The 21,504-nt window shown below is 47.1% G+C and carries 15 protein-coding genes; 7 read left to right on the forward strand and 8 right to left on the reverse strand.

Annotation, left to right across the window (positions count from 1 at the left end):
• The first annotated feature begins 359 nt into the window (after positions 1 to 359).
• Positions 360 to 641, forward strand: a complete 282-nt coding sequence (locus ACXAD8_RS12745; RefSeq protein WP_475229146.1) for a hypothetical protein — start codon at positions 360 to 362, stop codon at positions 639 to 641.
• A 170-nt stretch (positions 642 to 811) separates the two neighbouring features.
• On the opposite strand, the gene ACXAD8_RS12750 is transcribed toward ACXAD8_RS12745, so the two are convergent.
• Positions 812 to 3,121, reverse strand: coding sequence for a TonB-dependent receptor (locus tag ACXAD8_RS12750; protein WP_475229148.1), 2,310 nt, complete (start codon positions 3,119 to 3,121; stop codon positions 812 to 814).
• A 218-nt stretch (positions 3,122 to 3,339) separates the two neighbouring features.
• Between ACXAD8_RS12750 and ACXAD8_RS12755 the strand changes: the two genes are divergently transcribed.
• From ACXAD8_RS12755 to ACXAD8_RS12765, 3 genes are all read left to right on the forward strand, one after another.
• On the forward strand, positions 3,340 to 4,884 hold the full coding sequence (locus ACXAD8_RS12755; RefSeq protein WP_475229150.1) for a trehalase family glycosidase: 1,545 nt from the start codon (positions 3,340 to 3,342) through the stop codon (positions 4,882 to 4,884).
• Between the two features lie 91 nt (positions 4,885 to 4,975).
• A complete protein-coding gene (locus ACXAD8_RS12760; protein WP_475229153.1) occupies positions 4,976 to 5,977 on the forward strand; it encodes a LacI family DNA-binding transcriptional regulator in 1,002 nt (333 codons plus the stop codon).
• A gap of 100 nt (positions 5,978 to 6,077) precedes the next feature.
• Complete coding sequence (locus ACXAD8_RS12765; RefSeq protein WP_475229155.1) at positions 6,078 to 7,328, forward strand: MFS transporter; 1,251 nt, start codon at positions 6,078 to 6,080, stop codon at positions 7,326 to 7,328.
• A 44-nt stretch (positions 7,329 to 7,372) separates the two neighbouring features.
• On the opposite strand, the gene ACXAD8_RS12770 is transcribed toward ACXAD8_RS12765, so the two are convergent.
• The 4 genes from ACXAD8_RS12770 to ACXAD8_RS12785 all read right to left on the reverse strand — a co-directional run bounded on the left by ACXAD8_RS12770 (position 7,373) and on the right by ACXAD8_RS12785 (position 12,688).
• Positions 7,373 to 8,350 (reverse strand): dipeptide epimerase, encoded by a 978-nt coding sequence (locus ACXAD8_RS12770; protein ID WP_475229157.1) that lies wholly within the window; start codon positions 8,348 to 8,350, stop codon positions 7,373 to 7,375.
• A gap of 58 nt (positions 8,351 to 8,408) precedes the next feature.
• Positions 8,409 to 9,545 (reverse strand): DUF819 family protein, encoded by a 1,137-nt coding sequence (locus tag ACXAD8_RS12775; RefSeq protein WP_475229160.1) that lies wholly within the window; start codon positions 9,543 to 9,545, stop codon positions 8,409 to 8,411.
• A 117-nt stretch (positions 9,546 to 9,662) separates the two neighbouring features.
• Positions 9,663 to 10,940 carry a dipeptidase gene (locus ACXAD8_RS12780; RefSeq protein ID WP_475229162.1) on the reverse strand — a complete coding sequence of 426 codons (1,278 nt, stop codon included), beginning with the start codon at positions 10,938 to 10,940 and terminating at the stop codon, positions 9,663 to 9,665.
• A gap of 11 nt (positions 10,941 to 10,951) precedes the next feature.
• Positions 10,952 to 12,688, reverse strand: coding sequence for an N-acyl-D-amino-acid deacylase family protein (locus tag ACXAD8_RS12785; RefSeq protein WP_475229165.1), 1,737 nt, complete (start codon positions 12,686 to 12,688; stop codon positions 10,952 to 10,954).
• A 307-nt stretch (positions 12,689 to 12,995) separates the two neighbouring features.
• Between ACXAD8_RS12785 and ACXAD8_RS12790 the strand changes: the two genes are divergently transcribed.
• The 3 genes from ACXAD8_RS12790 (at position 12,996) to ACXAD8_RS12800 (ending at position 17,762) form a co-directional block, all read left to right on the forward strand.
• On the forward strand, positions 12,996 to 15,158 hold the full coding sequence (locus tag ACXAD8_RS12790; RefSeq protein ID WP_475229167.1) for a TonB-dependent receptor: 2,163 nt from the start codon (positions 12,996 to 12,998) through the stop codon (positions 15,156 to 15,158).
• Between the two features lie 17 nt (positions 15,159 to 15,175).
• A complete protein-coding gene (locus tag ACXAD8_RS12795; protein ID WP_475229169.1) occupies positions 15,176 to 15,853 on the forward strand; it encodes a cysteine hydrolase family protein in 678 nt (225 codons plus the stop codon).
• A 139-nt stretch (positions 15,854 to 15,992) separates the two neighbouring features.
• Positions 15,993 to 17,762 (forward strand): aromatic amino acid hydroxylase, encoded by a 1,770-nt coding sequence (locus tag ACXAD8_RS12800; protein ID WP_475229172.1) that lies wholly within the window; start codon positions 15,993 to 15,995, stop codon positions 17,760 to 17,762.
• A gap of 125 nt (positions 17,763 to 17,887) precedes the next feature.
• On the opposite strand, the gene ACXAD8_RS12805 is transcribed toward ACXAD8_RS12800, so the two are convergent.
• The 3 genes from ACXAD8_RS12805 to ACXAD8_RS12815 form a co-directional block, all read right to left on the reverse strand.
• A complete protein-coding gene (locus ACXAD8_RS12805; RefSeq protein ID WP_475229174.1) occupies positions 17,888 to 18,868 on the reverse strand; it encodes a dipeptide epimerase in 981 nt (326 codons plus the stop codon).
• A 17-nt stretch (positions 18,869 to 18,885) separates the two neighbouring features.
• Positions 18,886 to 19,908: an N-acetyltransferase DgcN family protein gene (locus ACXAD8_RS12810; protein WP_475229176.1), complete on the reverse strand. Its 1,023-nt coding sequence runs from the start codon at positions 19,906 to 19,908 to the stop codon at positions 18,886 to 18,888.
• A 245-nt stretch (positions 19,909 to 20,153) separates the two neighbouring features.
• Positions 20,154 to 21,500 (reverse strand): APC family permease, encoded by a 1,347-nt coding sequence (locus ACXAD8_RS12815; protein WP_475229179.1) that lies wholly within the window; start codon positions 21,498 to 21,500, stop codon positions 20,154 to 20,156.
• Between the last annotated feature and the right edge of the window lie 4 nt (positions 21,501 to 21,504).

A 21,504-nucleotide genomic window follows, 5' to 3' on the forward strand; every position in this document is an offset into this window, starting at 1 on the left:
CAACGGTGCCTAAATACCCCCCTTTGTCGGACTAAAGTCCGACCTACCAAAACTGTAGCAAGGATGCAGTGAAAGTCGATTTAGCAGGAGCAAAAAATCGACGATTCGAACAGCGGTGCTTAAATAAACCTCGTCGTCGGACTGAAGTCCGACCTACCAAAACTGTAGCAAGGATGCAGTGAATGCCTATTTTGCAGGAGCAAAAATCGACGATTCGAACAGCGGTGCTTAAATAATCCCATTTGTCGGACTAAAGTCTTAAGGCTCCCCATAAATATTTGCATTAGACCTGCAGGCGTCTCTCTGACCAGGTAATCTAATTTCGCCAAAAACCAACCACCAAATCCCAAAGAGACGCCATGCCACTAGTATCTGATTTAATTTCTTTTGATTCAATTTCTATCGATGTCAGAGTGCAAAAATCTTTTGCACTGGCCGTAAACGCAGTTCAGGAAGGTGCAGCTGTCAGTCTTACCGCTATCGGGCGAAAAGTGAGCCACTTCAGCAACTTAGTAAGCCTGGGTATGTCGATTAAATCCGACACCAAGAACTCCGGAGAAATCAGGTGCGCCGGGTCGATTTTCATAAGCGTCAAACTGTCAAATGTCACTCCCTTAAGAGTAGTTCAAATTGACAAATAAAAAAGTCCCAAACTCAATAGAATCGGGGCAAAGCGACATACTCTCAACGGGAGAAAAACTCATTTAACAATTGGGATAGAATTACACTCTTTTGTCGAACTGTAGATTCGAATCAATTCGAACAGCGGAGCCTGAATCAGCCCCGCAGCCCGAATGAACAGCATCCTGCTTTAAAAGAACTCGTAACTGACACTAAAGGTGGCCGTTCTTGGCATAATAAAACGACCGTTTGGTGCTGTGGGGTTACGCGGGTCACCTTCCGTCAGGGCATCCTCATCGGTGACGTTCTGCATAGATAACTCAAACTTCAGCCCCTCTTCGCTCAGAACAGTAAAGCCCAAATCCAGCTGCTCATAACCCTTCAATACCCGGTCAGGATCGTTATCGTTATCTACCCATCTGTCGTCGACTGCAATCAGGTTGCCGTAAACTGTGGCAAAGTAACCACCAATCTCAAACTCATAAGTAGGCGTAGCTCGTAACTGCCAGCCCGGCTGACGTGCCAGTTCATTGCCAATCCAGGACGGATTAGTATCACTTTCAGTAATTTCGGTATCCTGAATAGTCGCATTCAAAGTGATTGAAAAACCGCTGTCATTGTACCAGGCGGCATCCACTTCCACACCTTTGGCTTCACTGACAAAGCGGTCAGCTGGTGTGCCGGGTACTTGCGTTTGTGCAGTTTCATTTTCATTAAAGAACGCTGTTGCATAAACACTGTAATTGTCGCGAGCCAGTTTATAACCCAGTTCATACTGTGTGACATCCTGAATCAGGTCCGAACCCGCTTCATAGGCACCATAGTTATCGCGGAAATCATCGAAATAGGGCATCTTTGAACCTTCACTGGCTCGGAAGAACACACCGCTATTGTTTTCAAATTGATAATTTACCCCTAAAGTCCAGGCCGTATCGGATTCATCGTACTGCACCGCTTTAGTGATAACGCCATCCAAGCCTTCGTCCACCGTGTATTCAATCTCATGGTTTTCTCGACGCAGGCCCACATCGGCGCTCAATTGATCAGTAAATTGATAATCCAATGCGGCATAAAATGCGGTTGTCTTACCGTCACCGGTACTATTGATATCATAGTTCCAGCCACAGGAGTCGAGATTGTCGTTGCAATCAATACCAGTCAGGTTTTCACCGCCTGGAGTAACTACGTGATAAGACTGATTACCCAATGACCACCAGTCATTGGCCGAGAAATCCGAAGCGTAAAGACCAAAGGATGCTTCATAACTATCACCGGCTTTGGTCAGCGCCAAATCATTGGTGAAGGACTCAATTTCTTTGCGTACAACCCAGCGCCCGATTTGTTGTACCAGGGTTGAACCGCTATATTCATTGCCTGTTACCGCCCCAGTCGCTGAACTACCATTGTCAGCAACATCAGACAGGGCAACCGGTGAGCCATTCGGTACCAAGCCCAACGTATCGGCGTCGCCTTTGGTAAAAGCAAAGCGATCTACAAAAGTCCAGCCATTACCCAATTCCAGATTAACCGAGCCGCCGCTGATGGAACCATCCCAGCCTCGTCCCTCACCAAAATCAAATGATTCACTGGTACCATCGGGACCGTACTGAATAGTAGCCTGACGGTTTAAGGTACCCAGTTGGGTGTATTCGTTATCAACACCGTCCACCAGTGGCGTAGGCAGATACCAGGCACCATGATCATCGGTTACGCGAGTGAAAAAGTTCAGCTTACCGTTATCCAGTTCTTTAGTGAGGTTGATGGTAAATTGTTGACCTTTTTCAGAATTAAAACCGGCGTCGCGAAGACCTGAACTCTGTTGCACATAACCGCCAATCATGTAGTAAAAGTCTTCAGCCAGAGCACCACTTAAAACGCCATCAAGGCGCTGCAAATCATAGCTGGAAGTAGTGTATTTCAGTAAACCTTCCGTTGCTTCACTACCCTCTTTTAGCAGGAAGTTAGTCGTCAGACCCGGTTGGCCGTTAGAAACCACAGAGTTAGGGCCACCGCGCAATCCGTCCATAAAAGAAATGGTTTCATCCACTCTGAACATTGTGGAGTTTTCCAGGAAAGACAACGTGGGTGGCTGATAAACGGGTACGCCCTGCAGCTGCACAGTTAAGAAGGGGGCATCACCAGTACTTGGAAAACCACGTACAAATACATTAGCACCTGAAACACCGCCTGAACTTTCCGCCCAGACGCCAGGAATAGCCTTGAAGACATCAGCCGTTGATTTAGGCACCAACTTTTTAATGTCTTCGGCACTTAGTGACGTGGTGGCAAAACTGGTATCAACCTTGCGCACGGCTTTACCACTGGCAGTACCGGTGACGATAATCTGCTCATAGAGATCGGTTTTCTTTTCACCGTCATCCGGTGTTTGTGCTTCAGCCTCTTGTGCAGCTACCGATGTGCACATAGCTAAAGAAACGGCAACGGCTAATGCCGACTGCTTTAAAGTAAACGCGTTATTAAGGGATCGTGTGTTGCTCATTGTGTGTATTTCCTCTGCTCCCAGATGTTACTTAATTGTTAATCTAGGGTCTATTGCAATCGATTGCAAGTATTTTTTGCAAACGATTGCATTTTTAGATTTTAACAGTACACTGCAAGCAATCTGGTATGATTTTTAAAGGGGGTAGCAGGCGCTCACCGCGGTATTCATCTAAAGCCTATTGCGGGCTGTGAAGCAAAAAAGCGTGCTGAATTGTTATGGAAATGTTAGATAAAACAAATACATCCAACAGGTTTTTAAACAGTGATTTATTCGCTGAAGTACAGTCGTCTGAACTCTTTTCAGACAGTAAAACCTTTGCCGATGCAATCCCCAGAGCAGAGTTTTCACAGATAGAAAAACTCTGGCAACAACAATCAGGCAGTGAGAATTTCAATCTGGCAGATTTTGTGGCGCAACACTTTGATTTACCAGAAGCAAACACCGAGCTTGTCCAGCAGCCGAAAAGCACAGACGCGCTGAAGTATATAAGTACGATGTGGTCTGAATTGCATCGCACTCCCGATCCGTCAGACAAAGGGACCTTGATCCCCTTGCCTCACTCTTACCTGATCCCGGGTGGTCGTTTTCAGGAGATTTACTACTGGGATACCTATTTTACAGCGCTGGGTCTGTGTGAAGACGGACATTATCAATGGGTACTGGACATGTTCCACAATTTCCAGTTCCTGCTCAACGACAATGGCTGCATTCCCAACGGCAACCGAGATTACTACCGCGGTCGTACGCAACCGCCCATTATGGCTATGCTGCTGGAACTAATTCTGACTCACAAAGCGCAATTACCCGCAGTGCAACAGGCGGACTTTTTGCCAAACGCAGTCGCAAGCCTGGAGCAGGAATACCAATACTGGATGAAGGGAGCTGACACACTCAGCCCCGAAACTCCGCAAATCAGGCGCTGTGTATTAATGCCAGATGGTGCGATTTTAAATCGTTACTGGGATGAGCACACCGGCCCTCGTCCCGAGTCATGGCGGGAAGATTTAGAGCTGACAGCCGGATTAGCTGCAGAAGAAGTAGCGAATTGTTTTACCCATATACGCGCTGCCTGCGAATCAGGCTGGGACTTCAGCTCACGCTGGCTGGCAGATCCCAGCAAGCTAAACTCAATCCGTACTACTGATATTGTGCCAGTGGATCTAAATTGCCTGTTGTGGCAGTTGGAAACCAGCCTGGCCAGATTCAATAATCAGTTGGGTAATGACAGTCAGGCGTCGGAATACAAACAAGCGGCACTGCGACGCGCTTCGGCAATTCAGCACTGGTTTTGGCAGGAAGAGTCTGGATTCTTTATGGATTACGTATTCAGTACTCACCAGAGCTCTGTCATATATTCTTTAGCCGGTGTACTTCCATTGTTTATCGGCATTGCCACCAATGACCAGGCGAATCAGGTGGCAGATAAATTACGTCATGAGTTTCTGCAACCTGGTGGACTGGTAACCACATTAACTTCTACGCCGCAGCAATGGGACAGTCCCAACGGCTGGGCACCATTGCAGTGGTTTGCGGTGATTGCAATGGAAAATTATAGTGAAACAGCGCTAGCCAATCAGATTATGGAAGCATGGCTCAGCAATGTGGAACTTTGTCTGCAAAAGCATGGTTGTATGCTGGAAAAGTACGATGTTATTAATCAGGGTGCCATCGCCGGGGGCGGTGAATATCAGGTGCAAACCGGCTTTGGCTGGACCAATGGTGTGTCACGCGCATTTTACAAAAAGCGCTACCAACGCTAAATGACAGTTGGATTTTGAATGGATTGCATATAGTCTTTTGCAATCCACAAGCGCGATATGTGCCTTAAACATTCACCAGGTCACAGGATAAATGACAAAAAAAGCCAGCACCCTCACGGATGTCGCCCGCATAGCAGGCGTTTCAGAATCAACGGTGTCCAGAGCCCTCAATGACAGTCAATTGGTCAGCGAAAAAACCCGCAAGCGCATCAAACAAATCGCCAACGAAATGGGGTTTAAAATTAATACTCTGGCGCGTAATTTGCGCACCCAAAAATCCTACACCATCGCCGTAGTATTGGTGGTGAGCTCTGAAGAAGACCAATCCGCCAGTGATCCCTTCTTACTCAGCCTGGTAGGGGTAATTGCTGATGAACTGAGCAAACGAGATTACGATTTATTGCTGTCCTCACACCCAGGCAAATCTTTGGAAAAAGTACCGGAGCTGGTCAGTCAAAAAAAGGCTGACGGCGTAATTTTATTTGGCCAGGGTGACGATATTGCCCACTTTACTGAAGTGGTTAAACCTGAGTTACCTGCCATTGTCTGGGGCCAGGTAGCGCCGGGCTCCGGCTATGTCACGGTAGGCACGGATAACTTTCAGGGTGGCTTGTTGGCGACGCAGCACTTGCTGGCAACCGGTCGCAAAAGCATCTGCTTTGCCGGGCACTTATCCTATGAAACTGAGCAGCGTTATCTGGGTTATCAGAAAGCCATTCGCGACGCCGGTAAACAGTACAGCCACCATTTAGATGTACATTTTAGTTTTTCCGATGCCTATGCCATCACTCAGTCTCTGCTTGAAGATGAACAATTCCACTATGATGCCATCGTCGCTGCCAGTGATACCATCGCCCTTGGTATGATGAAAGCCCTGACGGAAGCCGGAAAACGCATTCCACAAGATGTGGCCTTTGTGGGTTATGATGATATTTCAGTGTCCACCTATACCACTCCTTCTCTGACCACCATTCGCCAGGACACCCGCAAAGGCGGGGAAAAATTAGTGGAGTTATTGTTTCAACGTTTGGAAGGAAAACCGGCAGAACCCTATTTGTTGGAGACCCAGCTGATCAAACGCAGTAGTAGTTAATACCAGCCCCACTAAAATTAACATTAAAACCACAATTGCAATCGATTGCAATTTTACCTGCCTCATGCCATGATTAACGGGTAAATCTGGAGAGACAACTATGGTAAAAGCCACAACCGCCGAATCTAAACACCTGGTATTTTTAAGTTTAATCTGCACTTATGTGGTTTTCGCTATCTTACTCAATAGCGTGGGCACCGTTATTTTGCAATCTATTGAGTCTTTCGAGGTATCTAAAACTCAGGCCAGTACGCTGGAGGGTTTTAAAGATTTACCCATCGCCATAGTCTCCTTTTTACTCGCCTCATGGTTACCGCGCTTTGGCTTTAAACGGGCACTATTAACGGGGCTCGGAATCGTTACTGTCAGTTCGGTATTAATGCCACTGGTGGGTAACTTCCTGATGACTAAACTGCTGTTTTTATCGGTTGGTGTCAGTTTCGCACTGGTAAAGGTATCGGTGTATTCCACCCTGGGGCTGATTGCCGATGACGCCAGACAACATGCCGCCAAAATGAACCTGCTGGAAGGCTGCTTTATGGTAGGGGTGTTATCAGGTTACTGGATTTTCAGCTTTTTTATCAATCCCGACAACCCGGCCTCACCCGAATGGCTTAATGTCTATTGGTTAGTGGCAATTTTGTGCGCTATCGCCCTGTTTGTGGTTTTCATCTCAGAGTTTCCGGCTGCAGAAGTCACAGCAACAGAATCCACCTTTGACAGTTTCAAAGCCATGCTGTCGTTAGTGTGGTTGCCCTTTGTAGTGATGTTTGTTTGCTGCGCTTTCTTTTACGTTCTGATAGAACAAGGACTTGGCACCTGGCTGCCCACTTTCAATAAAGACGTATTGGGGTTAAGCAATAATATCAGCGTGCAAATCACCAGTATCTTTGCTGCTTCCCTGGCCGTAGGACGACTGTCTGCCGGTGTCATCCTCAGTAAAGTAGACTGGTTTGTGTTTTTACTGGTCTGCGTTATCGCCATGGCGGCACTGTTATTACTGACCATTCCGCAGACACTACAGGAACGCCCTGACGCAGCGATAACCAGTTGGCAGGCAGTGCCTTTCGCCGCCTGGCTGTTGCCTCTAATCGGCCTGTTTATGGCCCCTATTTACCCGGCCATTAACTCGGTAGTACTCAGCGCCCTGCCCAAAGCTCAACACGCCAGTATGACTGGCTTGATTGTGATCTTCTCTGCTCTGGGCGGAACCTTTGGTAGCCTGGTCACCGGCACCGTTTTCGATATGTTCGATGGTCAAACCGCCTTTTACACCATGCTGGTGCCCATGGCGATTTTGTTGCTGAGCCTGGTGTTTTATCGCAAGACTTTGAACACCAGAGCCCACTGAAAACCCCGGTTAGAATACCCTGCAAGGCCGATGGAACAAGATTTTTATCCCCATAATTCTGGGGTGATTTGAGACATGATTCCTCCCGCCATGTAGTGAATTCGGGGTTCAACGTCAGCTTTCAGAAATAAGGGACCATCGAGATCTACGTAGTCGCAGTACTGCGCAATCACGCTGGCTGCAGCCATAGCCAGTGATGTTCCCCCCATATGGCCGACCATTAGCTTTTTGCCGTCTTGCAAAGCTTGTTTGGCGATTTTTAACGACTCCGTCAGTCCACCGCACTTATCCAGTTTGATATTAATGACGTCGTAAAATCGACAAACCTTAAAGTATTCCTCTAAATCAAGACAACTCTCGTCTGCACCTAAAGGGATAGGTGAATTTAACGCTTCCAGGCGGAAATCTTCTCCGCGCTTTATAGGTTGCTCTATCATGTCGATTTTTAGTTGCACCAGTTCAGGCAACAGAGTTTCAAGCATTTTCAGTGTCCACCCCTGGTTTACATCTATGACCATCCCTGCATCTGGTCGTGCGGCTCTGATGGCTGCCAGTCGTGAAATTGAGTCACTATTGTCCAGTTTTATTTTTAACTGCTTAAAATCTCGGTAACGCAAAGCTTGTTCAGCCATCTCATCGGCGCTGCCCAGGCCAATCGTCGCAACTGTAGTTTTAGGACGGGGATTAATATCCAGTTGTTGCCAAATTGTTTTTCCAGATTGTTTTGCCTTTAAATCCCAGAAAGCACAATCGAGTGCGTTTCTGGCACCACCGCGGGGCAGCAGAGCTTGTATTTTCTTTTCATTCAGGGTGTTATCGATCTGGTCAATAACGCTGTTTAATTGCGCAATAATGCTTTGTGCATTTTCGTTTAAATAGTAGATCCCTACAGCCTCACCTCTACCTTTTACCCCACCGCTCTCTAACGTAACCCGAACAGTATCAATGGCCTCAAATACATAGCCGTTAAAACAAAATGGTTTTTTAAGTTTATAGTTCAAATTCTCGATAGTTACTTTCATTAAATTTGCTCAGTTAATTCAGGTTTTATTCGGCAATACTTATGTCAATTCCGGGGGGTTAAATACTGCTCGCAAAAATCACCCCAATGAAGGTAGCAATGCTGTAACCGAGTATGCCGAGCAGCATTCCCGGCGTTACGAGTGTGGTCCAACCTTTGCTGGATGCAAGAGCCGCCGCAGTAGCCGGTCCCAAAATGCAGGCGTTTGAAGCAATCAATGCTTCTGCTAAATCCAGTTTCAGGTATTTTCCCAGCAATATAAGTAAACCAATATGGGTAGTAATAAGCACGAGTATAAAAACAATGATCGGCAAGGCCGTGCTGAATACCTGAACGATATCAGCCCCGGCTCCAATGGCAGCCAGAAACAGGTACATGAAAAAGGTACCCAGCTCTATATTGGATTTGACCTGACTTGTGATCCTATGACCAAAATTCGCCAGCAGCAGCGTCATAAATGTCACTACCGGAATAAACAACTTTTCCATTTCTAGAACATCAACAACAAGCCTTGAAAGGGTACACAATGCGAATGCCAGAGCCAGACCCAGAGAAATTCCCATTAAATCAAAATGGTTGTTTTGTGCGTCCGAATTGTTTACCGGATCGTCCAAAATAGCACTATCTTCCAAATACTTAGATGGCATGCGTTTTCTGACATACGGAATATTCGGCAGCGCTAACAACAACGTCAAAAATATCACAGCGCCAACTGCATCAGCTGATAGGGTCGCCGTATAAAGACTCGGATCACTGAACCCCAGTGTTTCGGCTGTAGCCACAAAGTTAACGGACCCACCGATATAGCTTGCCAATAACGCCCCGGCTATTTTTGATTCCTCTGTACCAATATCTACAATCTCGACTGCGACGTACGCACCAATAATTGTCAGTGACACCGCAACACCAAATGCCAACATTAACGGCCTTGCTTGTCTGAATACGTTACGAAGATCGGCTTTCAAAAGCAGTAAGACAATACCGACAGGCACAAAAGTAGAGAGCAACAAATCATATAAAGGAGAGCTCAACGGAATTACCCCCGTATTGGAGAAGCACATCATAAGAACCAGAATTATCAAAGGGGCAGAGATAGCGCGCCCCCACCTTACCTTTTCGGCGAAAACCGACATCGCAATGGTCAATAAGATTATTGTTGTCAGTGCAAAGATATTGTCAGGTGAAATTATTGCCATTGCGGGTACCTTCAAAAATTAAAATCGACACTATCTGAGTACATTTCAGTTGTCGTAGCACAAGCAAACCTCGGTATCGACGTATGCCTGAATAAATCAATTCTGATTACACAGGTTTCACCTGTTCTGCTGCTGGCGGCGGGCAGTCTCTTCAACTTCCCGCATGACACGCATAATGTTGCCACCAGCAAGTTTTGCTACGTCCTCATCAGACCAGCCCCGTTTGAGCAACTCAATCAATAGTGCGGGAAACCCTTGCGGGCCCTCTAAACCTTCCGGAACGACATCAATTCCGTCAAAATCGGAGCCTAATCCGACGCTCTCTATACCGGCCAGTGTTCGGATATAGTCGATATGATCAGCCACCATAGGTATCGTGACGACTGGCTCTGCATTGTTTTCCAACCACTGTGACATGGCTGCCTTCACGGTCTCTTCTGAAACAGCATTTTTGCCAGTTGCGAGCAACCGTTGGCGCGCCTTCTCTTTCGCTTCAGCCCACTGATACCAGGATTCAGAGACAAAACCGGGGTAAAAAGTCACCATAATGATCCCCCGGTTTTCCCGCAATCTCTGTAGCACTGCATCTGAGACGTTTCTTGCATTGGAGGTCAGAGCTTTGGCATTCGAATGAGAAAAAATGACCGGCGCCTGGGTGATATCCAGAACCTGATGCATGACAGCATCAGAAACATGACTCAGATCTACCATCATCCCGAGTTTGTTCATTTCAGCAATGAGTTGCTGCCCCATTGACGAAAGGCCATCGTGCCTGGTATGGTCAGTAGCGGAATCAGCCCATGCATTTGAAAGTGTGTGAGTCAGGGTCAGATACCTAACGCCCAGGGTGTATAACTGGCGCAGTATCGCGACAGAACCATCAATTTGATGACCACCTTCAACACCTATCAAAGATGCAATCTGGCCCTGTCGATGAATACGAACAATATCATCAACTGTATAAGCCATCTGCAGATCTTCGGGGTAACGTGAAACCATTGATTTCACCAAATCAATCTGCTCTAACGTCAACTTGACGGCGTCAGCACCCGTAATTTCCGGTGGTATCCACACTGACCAAAACTGTCCACCTAACTTCCCTGCGCGCAAGCGCTGAATGTCTGTCATCAACGGCAGTAAGTGTTCCGGGGCAGCTAATAAAGAAGTATCAGAATGTAAATTCACTTTGTCTAACTCGCTGTTGAAGCGATCTTTGATTTCCCAGGACAAATCATTGTGGCCATCTATCAATGCTGTTTTACTCAGAATATTTGCAACGCGTTGCTCGAGTTCAGAGGCACTAGCGACTGCCGGGGCACTCACTAACCCGGCAACACAGAACAATAAAAATACGACTGGTTTTAGACATTGATTAGAGAAAAATAGCTTGTACATTAGTGGGTACCTCACCAGGAATGTTCTTTTTGTGTGACAATAAGTTCAGTTGGGCAGGAACCACCATCGGGCCACCCTTGCCAACCAGTTCCGCGAATTGCTCGACCAGGCATAGCCCCGGTGTGTTGACCACCCTGGACAACCTGAACGCCATTAACAAACACCTCGCGAACCCCGGTAGCGTATTGATGAGGATCATCGTAGGTCGATTGCGCAGAGATTTTTTCAGCATCAAATACCACTACATCTGCAAACATTCCCTGACTAAGCGTGCCGCGAAATTTCAGCCCCAAATTCTTAGCCGGAAAAGCGGTTAATCGGTGAATGGCACTTTCTAAGGTTGTCGCTTGTTTATCCCTGACATAGTGTCCAAGTAGTCTGGCGAACGTGCCATAGGAACGAGGATGGACATTAGTTTTAAGGAACGCGCCTTCACTGGCCGGTGCAGTACCATCGGAACCAAATGACATCCAGGGTAAATCGACTTGTCTTTTTAGGTTAGTCTCGTTGATCAGGAAGAACGCGACAGACACTCGACTTCCATCTTCGATGACCAGGTCAATCGCGGTTTCTTCCGGAGAAATACCGCGCAGCTTAGCGACCTCGGCCAAAGTCATCCCCGTGTATTTTTTTAGCGCTGGGTTTTTGAAGCCCAGCAACAGGGTTTTAGTTGCCCCTCCTGCCTCTGCATAGAGATTATCCCAGCCTTCTCCTGGGTGTTTCATCGCCTGAATGACCTGTTCTCTTATCACCGGATCCAGCAATCGCTGTTGCCAGCGCTCGTAGCCGCCTTCCAAAACCCAGGCTGGCATTGCGGCGTCAAGCCCTGTTGATCCGGCAGTGTACGTATACATGTCAGCTGTAATACGTAAACCTTCTTCCCGAGCCGATTCAACCAGGGCAATAGCCTCATCAATTTTTGCCCAGTTGTGTTTACCTGCCTGCTTAAAATGGTAAATTTCTGCCGGTGCACCACTTTCGCGACTGATGGTAATCAGCTCATTGATGGCTTCCAGCAAGTTTCCGCCCTCTGACCTGAGATGGCTAATATACATACCACCGCACATTGCCGCTTCGTTCGCCAGGGCGATGAGTTCTTGCGTACTGGCAAATGAACCTGGTGCATAAATCAGTGCTGAACCAACCCCCAGAGCCCCTTCTTGCATCGCTTGTCGAACTAATCCACGCATCGCATCAAGCTGCTCCGTATCTGGCTGAATGTTGTCCATACCTAACTGATGTATTCGAACCGTTGCGGCCCCGACGAATGAGGCAATATTGGGAGTAATGCCCTTCTCCTGCATATAATCCAGATATTCCCCCAAAGTGCTCCACTGCACTTTGATATCAAGGTCTGGTTGATAATCTTCAATCGCCTTTTTCATTGGTTCAGTGAGCGGCCCCATTGAAATTCCTTCACCGAATACCTCAAGCGTAACGCCTTGCAGTACATCTGACATGGCCCGTCCATCAGCAACCATTGTTTCCGGCGCCCAGCTCAACATATTGATAAAACCGGGGGAAACGATCATTCCGGATGCATCTAACTCTTTCTTCGCTTGCGCACTACTGGCGCCTTTGACAACCTCAGTGATCCTATCCCCATCAACAATCACATCTCCGGTAAACGCATCCTGTCCACTGCCATCAACAATTGTTCCACCGCGAATAATCAAATCGTGAAGATATGTATTGTGATTATTTTGACATCCCGTCAGACCCCACAAGTTCAAGCCTACAACCAACATAAGAAGATAACTTCCGCTCGTTTTTTGCCAAAAATTCAATTGATGTTCCTCCGGTTAACGGGTTGTCAATGACCCAATGCAAGCTCGGTTGCTATGTTAATACCCTGACAAAGTTACCTGGCTGGAACCATGTCAAAAACATGATATATCGCTGTAAATTTATCAAATAAGAACATAACCATATGTTTTATATGGATATTTTCACACCTATCATATTTACGATATATTCGCTTCAGACAGTAGCCGCTACACTGCTCTAACAGTCGAAATAACAACAGCAAGTGAAACAGGAAATGGGAGAACAGTGATGCACGACAAATATAAGCTGTGCAAAATGCCACATGCGGGCACGCTAGGTGTCGCTTCTATACTGGCTCTGAGCGTAAGTTCAGGTGCCGTAGCAAACACCACAGAAAATGCCGAGCAGCAAGATAATCCGGCACTGGAAAAAATAGTCGTAACTGCGCGCAAGAGAGAAGAGTGGGCCAACAATGTCCCGGCTTCCCTGAATGTATTTTCCGGTGATAACCTGGAATCCAAAGGCATAACAAACCTGGCTGATATGCAATATCAGACACCAGGTTTGAAGGTTGCCGTAGGTTCAAACTCCACCCGGATCGCTTTACGTGGGGTGGGTACCAATATTCCATCAGGTGGTCCGTCTGTGGCTGTCCATATGGATGGTATCTATGTGCCCAATGTTCGTTTTGCACTCGCAGAAATGTTTGATGTCGGTCGCGTAGAAGTTTTAAAAGGACCGGAAGGTACACTCTATGGTCGCAACGCAACCGGCGGAGCCATCAACATTGTATCGGCTGCACCGGGTGACGAATTTTCGGCCGACGGTTATGTGGGCTATGGCAGCTATAACCTGATCACAGCACAAGCCGGCCTCACCTTGCCGGTCAGTGATAACGGTGGACTGAGACTCAGTGGCGTTTATGCCAATGATGATGGCTATACCGACAATATTAACAGTGTCGGAGGTGAGATAGACGATCGCAATTTTCGCGGTGGCCGGATTCGCGGCCAGTTTGAATTGTCCGATGTGATCAGTACTGACTTTTCCGTGCAGTATTCTCGCGACAAAGGGACTGTGGGTTTTGGGGTCAGCAACAATCCTGACTCTCCTGTCTATGCCAGCATAGCGCCACAACGCCAGGACGAACGCAATATCAATGTCGATCAGCCTCCCATGTTTGACCAGGAAGGCGTGCTTCTTTCCGGCACACTAACGTTTGAATTGGGCTCTGTCACGTTAAAATCCTTAACCGGTTATATCGATTATGACTACACTGAAACCAGTGAAGTGGACGGCTCCGGCGGTTTTATTGCCATCAATGAGACTATGGCCAGCTCCGAGTTCTTTTCGCAGGAATTTCAGTTATCAGGCGCCTTTGACAATGGCATCTTTTGGACGGCAGGCCTGTACTATTCCGATGAGAAATTTGGTGGCCGAGGCACTGAAACAGACAATGACTATCCACTAAACGATCCATATATTTACACCGATCAGATCCTCGATCGTGAAACCACAAGTCAGGCAGTATTCGGGGAAATTACCGTTCCGTTAACTGAACGCTTGTCTCTTGTTTCCGGAGCTCGTTACACAAAGGAAAAATGGCGTGGTGCCAGTTCACTGGACGCACCGTTATTTATCCCCGCACCAATAGAAACCAGTGCAGAAACTGAAGCCGACTCTTTTACCCCCAAAGTGCTTTTAGATTATCAGTTAGATGTCGATGAAAAAGTGTATGCCAGTATTACCCAGGGTTTCAAAAGTGGCGGTGCTAACCTGGCCATTGAGGCAGATATTTTTGAGCCAGAATCAATTTGGGCATACGAATTGGGCTACAAAGCATCAACAGAGAATGGGCGTGGCGCTTATAGTTTAGCGGGCTTCTATTATGACTATACCGATCTGCAATTACGCACTTTGTTATTTACCGAAGCCGGTATTATCACAGAGATTACCAATGCTGCTAAGGCTTCCATCTACGGTATTGAAGCTGCCTTTGCTTACAGTCCTGTTGATGGATTGCGATTTGATTTTAATGGCGCTTACCTGGACACCGAGTTAAAGAACTTTATTTCGCCGGTCACAGAAGAAGAAGTTGTTGGGCTGCCATTACCGCTGACGCCCGAGTGGAGTTTCACCGCAGGCATAGAAAAAGACTTCAATATCGGCGACGCTGGCCGGCTTAAGGCAAGAATCGAAACCGCCTATCAATCAGAGGTTAATTTCCCGCAATTTGCCGATTTCGAACGTGAACGCCAGGCTGGCTATTCACTGGTCAGCGCAAACATCAGATATGACGCTCCCGGAGACAAACTTTATGTCGCCTTAATCGGCCGGAATCTGACCGATACACTGTATAAAACTCAGCGCTTTTACTATGAGGGGTTCGCAGACAATGAATATTATGGCGCTCCGAGAATGGTTGAGCTTCGTGTTGGCTATAAATGGTAACGTGTGGAGGAAACAAGATGATTAAGGCCCAACCATTTAACTTTCCTTGCTTTGGCAAATTAGAGCCAGGTAAAACCGCACTGCTTGTCATCGACATGCAGGTGGACTTTCTGTCACATGAGGGATATTTCGCCAAAAAGGGATATGACCCCGCCGCACTGAGAACTATATTACCCAATGTAAAAGCGGTAGTTAATGCGGCGAGAGATGCAGGGGTACGTGTGATCTGGACCAGACAAGGTTTCAGAGCAGACGCAGCTGATGCGTCGCCCTATGACATCTGGCGAGCGAATCGCTCTGGTATTGACCTGACGGATCGCAAAAACAGTGTGCTGATGCGGGGAAGTGAAGGCTTTGACATTGTCCCCGAGCTCCATGTCGCGGAGCAGGACTTTATCGTCGATAAAACCGCCAATGGTGCATTTTATCAAACCGATCTGGAGTTGGTTCTGCGCGCTCAGGGGATAAGCCACTTGATGTTTACCGGCGTAACCACAGATGTCTGTGTGCACACGACCTTACGCGAAGCTACTGACCGAAAATACCAGTGCCTGACTATTGCAGATGCCTGTGCCAGTGGCGATAGCTACGCACATGAAGCGGCTCTGCATATGATACAGGTCGAAGATGGGATCTTTGGCGCTGTCGCGACATCAGAAGGCGTTATCAACGGCCTCAACACGCTATCAGACTAATTGTCACCTGCCCACTGTCGTGGCGTTTTTCTCCAGCGAAACTTTTCGCTGGAGCTTTTTTTGACTCACCTGTTCCCTTTAATGAAGGTTCTGCCCGGGCAGGATCAAGTTATTAATTGACCCCAAATGTGCTATTGCAATGAAAACTCAACAAGACATAATTCACTCCTTACCCAAACACTTACGTCCATTTGTGGCACAACAAAATTACGCTGATTACACCCCCAGGGATCAGGCGGTTTGGCGCTTTCTCCTGCATCAACTGGTGGAAAACCTCAGGGACTCCGCCCACCCTTTGTACCTTGAAGGATTGCAAGGCGCCGGGATTGATATTGAATACATTCCCCGTATCGAAACTATCAACCATCATCTTGAGCAAATCGGTTGGCGTGCCACGGTTGTTGACGGGTTTATTCCTCCGGCCATTTTTATTGAATTTCTGGCCCACAAAGTATTGGTAATCGCGGTAGACATACGATCCATTGACACCATGTTATATACACCGGCACCCGACATTATTCATGAATCAGCCGGGCACGCCCCATTCATCATCGATGTCGATTATGCGGAATACCTGGAGCGCGTCGGAAAGTTGGGGCGCAGGGTAATTACCAGCAAAGCAGATATCGAAACCTATGAAGCTATCCGGGCTTTATCGATTATTAAAGAATCACCTGAGGCCACTACGGAAGATGTTCTGCAAGCTCAGGACCGGCTCAATCAAACGATTACCAAATATCAAAACACAGCACCATCAGAAGCAGCTCTTTTGTCGAGATTACAATGGTGGACAACTGAATATGGTTTGGTGGGTTCAGTGAAAGATTACAGAATTTTTGGCGCCGGATTACTATCCTCACTGGGAGAAAGCCTGAATTGTTTAGATGATAATCAAGTCAAAAAAATCCCACTGACGGTCGATGCGATCGCTATGCCCTATGATATCACTAATGAACAACCGCATCTTTTCGTCGCCCGCAACTGCCGTCACCTGTCTCAAATTGCAGAACAATTCGCCAACAGTATGAGCTACTTTAAAGGTGGCGCAGCGTCACTGCAAAAAGCGATCGAAGCAGCAACGGTCAACACTGCAGTATTTCGTTCTGGCCTGGAAGTAAGTGGCTGTTTTACTCAGGTAATAACGGATTCAGCAGGCTCCGAGATCTATCTGAAGACAACAGGTCCGACACAACTAGCCTATCAGGAAAAAGAACTTCCGGGTCATGGCAGGCAATTTCACTCAGACGGATTTGGCAGTCCGGTTGGAAAACTACAATCGTCAGAGAAGTGTTTGTCTACGTACAGCATTGATGAACTAGAGAAACAAGGCATTGTAATCGGCACCTCAATTCAACTTGAATTTCTGTCGGGTATTTCAGTGAGCGGATTCCTTACCCACATTGTTCGCCGCGATGGCAGGAACTTACTCTTTAGTTTTCGCAATTGCACCGTTACCCAATTAGACGGAACATGCTTATTTGCCCCTTCATGGGGAACCTATGACATGGCAATTGGAGATAGCATATCAGCAGTTTACGGAGGCGCAGCGGATCAAGACAACTATCCTCTCTATGAACCTCCTGCAAGGTCAGGCGCGACACATATTGAACACGATGCAGCAACAACAGAACTGTTTGAACTGTATCGTTCAGTTCGAGCAGTTCGGGAAAGCCAGAGCAATTCAAGGGCAGAAGTGCAGGCATTAACCAACCGATATCAAATACTAAAAAACAACGATTGGTTGATTACCTTTGAGCTTTTAGAGTTACATTTGTTGACTTCAGTGTGTGACCAATCAACAAACGAATTAGGTATTAAACTGAAGCAATTTCAAGACCGTGAAAACGACGACACCAAACAATTGATTCAGTACGGATTGAACCGACTGTTAAAGTTGCAACAGGCGTAAGACTTGCATTAACAAACTTCTGTTTTGGTGCACTAGTAAGGTAGCGAAAGAACTTGAATAATGCTTGGAACAGAGTAGTAGAGCCGGGCTGAACTTTATCAGCCCGGCCCGGGGGTGATGACAATTTATCCCCACAATTTGGGATCAGGAATATCTACAGTTCCGTCAAGGCCGTATTGCAACCCATTGTCTACATCAGTGGCCAATAGCAAAGGTCCATCTATATCGACAAAGTTGCAAAACTGACTAAGCACAAAAGCAGGCGCCATAGAAAGCGATGATCCGGTCATGTTGCCAATCATGAGTAATTTGTTGTCCCGGCGTGCCAGGTTGGCCAAGGCCAGACCTTCTGTAAGCCCGCCACATTTATCCAACTTAATATTGATCACGTCATACCGACGTGCTGCCTGAGCATATTCACTGGTATCCAGACAACTCTCGTCAGCGCCCAGAAGAACTTCTGATTGAAACCCTTCCAGTTGTTCATCTGCGCCGCGCGGAAGAGGTTGCTCTATCATCGCAATGCCCAGCCGTTTGCAGGCAGGAATATATTCCTTTAACTCCTCAAATGACCAACCCTGATTTACGTCGATAATGATGTTGGCATCAGGTCGAACCGCTCTGATGGCCTCGAGTTTTTCTACAGGTTTTTTGTCATCAAGTTTAATTTTGAGATGCGTAAAACTATGGCTTGCTTTGGCTTTCTGTGCCATTTCGGTTTCCGAACCAATCCCGATAGTAAACACGGTTTTGACTTGTTTAGGCGTCATCTGTAGTCGTTCAAAAACACGGATGTCGCTTAGCTTTGCTTCCAAATCCCACAATGCACAATCCAGTGCATTTCTGGCACCGCCTGTAGGTAGTATTTCTTGCACCATTGATTTCGTCAGAGTTTTACCTGATACCAGACGAGCCGCTTTTTCCAGTTCAGCAGTCATGCTTTCTACGGTCTCGTCACGATAGTAAATTCCCACCGCTTCACCCACGCCCTGAACCCCATCAACGCTGAGTGTAACGCGCACCGTAGGCGTATCGAGAAAGGTGTAACCGGTAATACAAAATGGGGTTTTTAACGGGAAAGAGACTTGTTCAATTTTAATATTCATTACATCACTCCTGCGGTTTATTTAGTGTCGGTTTGTAGCAATCGTTCGATGATTTTCCCGGTTCCTTCGATAAGTGGGTCCACACAGGGCACACCGAGTATTCGAGATTGCTTTTGCAGATATTCGGATCTTTCGGCGCTGGACAAAGACGAAGTATTCACGCACACACCAACACAGCGAATGTCAGGGTTGGTCAACTGACCAACAGCAATTGTGCGCTGGATCACACTATCAATAGAAGGAATGGGAAAATCTTCCCAACCGTCAATACATTTTCGCCCCGCTTCATGACACACTACAAAGGCATCCGGCTGAGAACCCAGTAACAATCCAATGATGACCGCCGCATAGCCCGGGTGAAACATCCCACCTTGACCTTCAATCACATCCCAGTGGTCAACCCGGTTGTCGGGTGATACCACCTCTGCTGCACCAGACAAAAAATCCGACACGACGCTATCAATGGGAATTCCCTCGCCTGCGATCATAATGCCCGTTTGTCCGGTAGCCCTAAAATCGGCGTCGATACCCTGTGCCAACAGATCTTTTTCCATTTGCAAAGCAGAGTACTTTTTACCTACAGCACAGTCAGTACCAACCATAAGTAGGCGTTTTCCTGTGCGCTTTCGCCCGGTACCTACAGGGAGATTTTTAGGGGGTATACGGATATCAACCAGGGTAGCACCTGAGGTTGTTGCGGCAGTAACCAATCGGGGAATATCGGTGAGCCGAACATGGGTTCCGGCCACAATGTCTAAGCCCATTAAGGCTGCCTTTTCCAGGGTATCCAACCAGTCTTCAGGAATTCCGCCTCCAACGGCAGCAGTACCAATGATCAGCGATCGGATCCCCGCATCGCGGGCCTGCTCAATAGTCATATGCGGCAAGCCTAAGTCCACGCCATTATTTCCCAGATTCAATTGTGCTTTACACAATTCGGGGCGCCACTGCACCAGTCCAGCACCGGTTTTGGCATAAGTTAACTCTGTTTCGCTCCCGGTAAAAATTAAATAGGGTGCTTTGAGTTCGATTGTGTTCATCTGTTTTTCCTCTTACATTTCGAAGAACGCATTAGCGTGTCTTATTTGAAGATCAGTTGCTTTGATCCCACAGTAACTGCGCGACAAAAGTGCGCTTTACCAATCCAGTATCTAACGCATGCAATTGGCAGCACATATCCTGTAAAGGGAATCCAATGGATAAGTTGTTTGACCTTTGCAGATCTGTGTAGACACTTTATTTTTCCTTCACACATTTAAAACGGAAGTGACAAAGTGAGTTAGTGCTAACCACCTGTTTTTAACTTGTTACGTCGCATCCACAATTCATAAATGGGTAATCCGGCAACAATGATCCCAAAGTTGATTAAGCAAATAATGGGCATTTCTATAAACGCATTCAGTAGTAATCCCGAAGACGCCAACAGAAAAATAAGGGGTAACCAGGGATACAAAGGAACTTTATAGGGTCGTTTGACCTCGGGTGCCTTTTTACGAAGCCGAATTAGTCCAAAGACAGACAAGGCGTAAAAAATCCAAATTCCAAGCACAAACTGCGCGGCCAGCTGTTCGAATGTGCGCACCCATATGTAAGTGATGGCGAGAATCCCGGAAACGCCTATTGCCAGATAGGGGGTTTGCCAGACCGGATGAACCTTACCCACTTTTTTGAAGAACACACCATCACGAGCCATCGCAAAAAAGACGCGAGGGTCGCACGTAGAAGCAGCCAGCATCGCCCCCAATGTAGCAATAATGGCACAGATAATAATGATTTTTGCACCAGTGGCACCCGTTACCTGCTCCATGGCATCAGCTGCCACAAAATCAGAAGATGCCATACCTTCAACAGATAAAGCTTCTATAAATGCCAGATTCACCACCAAATAGAGAATAGTGACGCATAGCACACCGCCCACCAGGCCCCTTGGCAGGTTTCTGGCCGGATTTTTCACTTCACCTGACATGCTGGTGGCAGCCGACACCCCTTCAAATGGCCAAAGCACTGCAACCAGCGCCAAACCAAACAAGCTCAGCGTAATATTGGAAGCATCAGACGAGACACTTGCGACCCGGTCTGCTGAGGGTTCCGCAAACAACCAGACGGCCACGGATATCCCCATCAATGCCGCAGCCTTTGCCAGGGTGAAAAGTAAATTAAAGCGCGTCGCAAGACGCACAGAAAGTATATTGATTAAACAGACTGTGGTCAGAGCCATAGTGGCAACAACTTGCTGCTGAAAACCCGAAATACCTGTTAGCCTGCCAACGTAATCCGTCATTATGATAGTGATAGCCGCCAGATTTGCGGGGCTAATCAGCAAAAAAGTCCAGCCAAACAAAAAAGCGACACGCCTGCCAAAAGCCTCTTCCAGATAAACATACAAGCCTCCTGTCTTAGGAAACATAGCCCCCAGTTCAGCCATACATAACGCCAGACATATGGTAACAATACCGCCAAGAACCCAAATCAACATGATTAACGGGCCCGAACTAACCAGTTCAGCAATGGTTGAAGGCGTGCGGAAAATACCGCTGCCAATAATAATACCTATAGTCAGTGCTGCCAGGGCAAATGCGCCAAGTCTGCGAGGTAAAACACCTTCAGTGTTGGTGATGGTTTGAGAATTCATAATG

The sequence above is a fragment of the Planctobacterium sp. AWH2_060 genome (assembly GCF_056158425.1).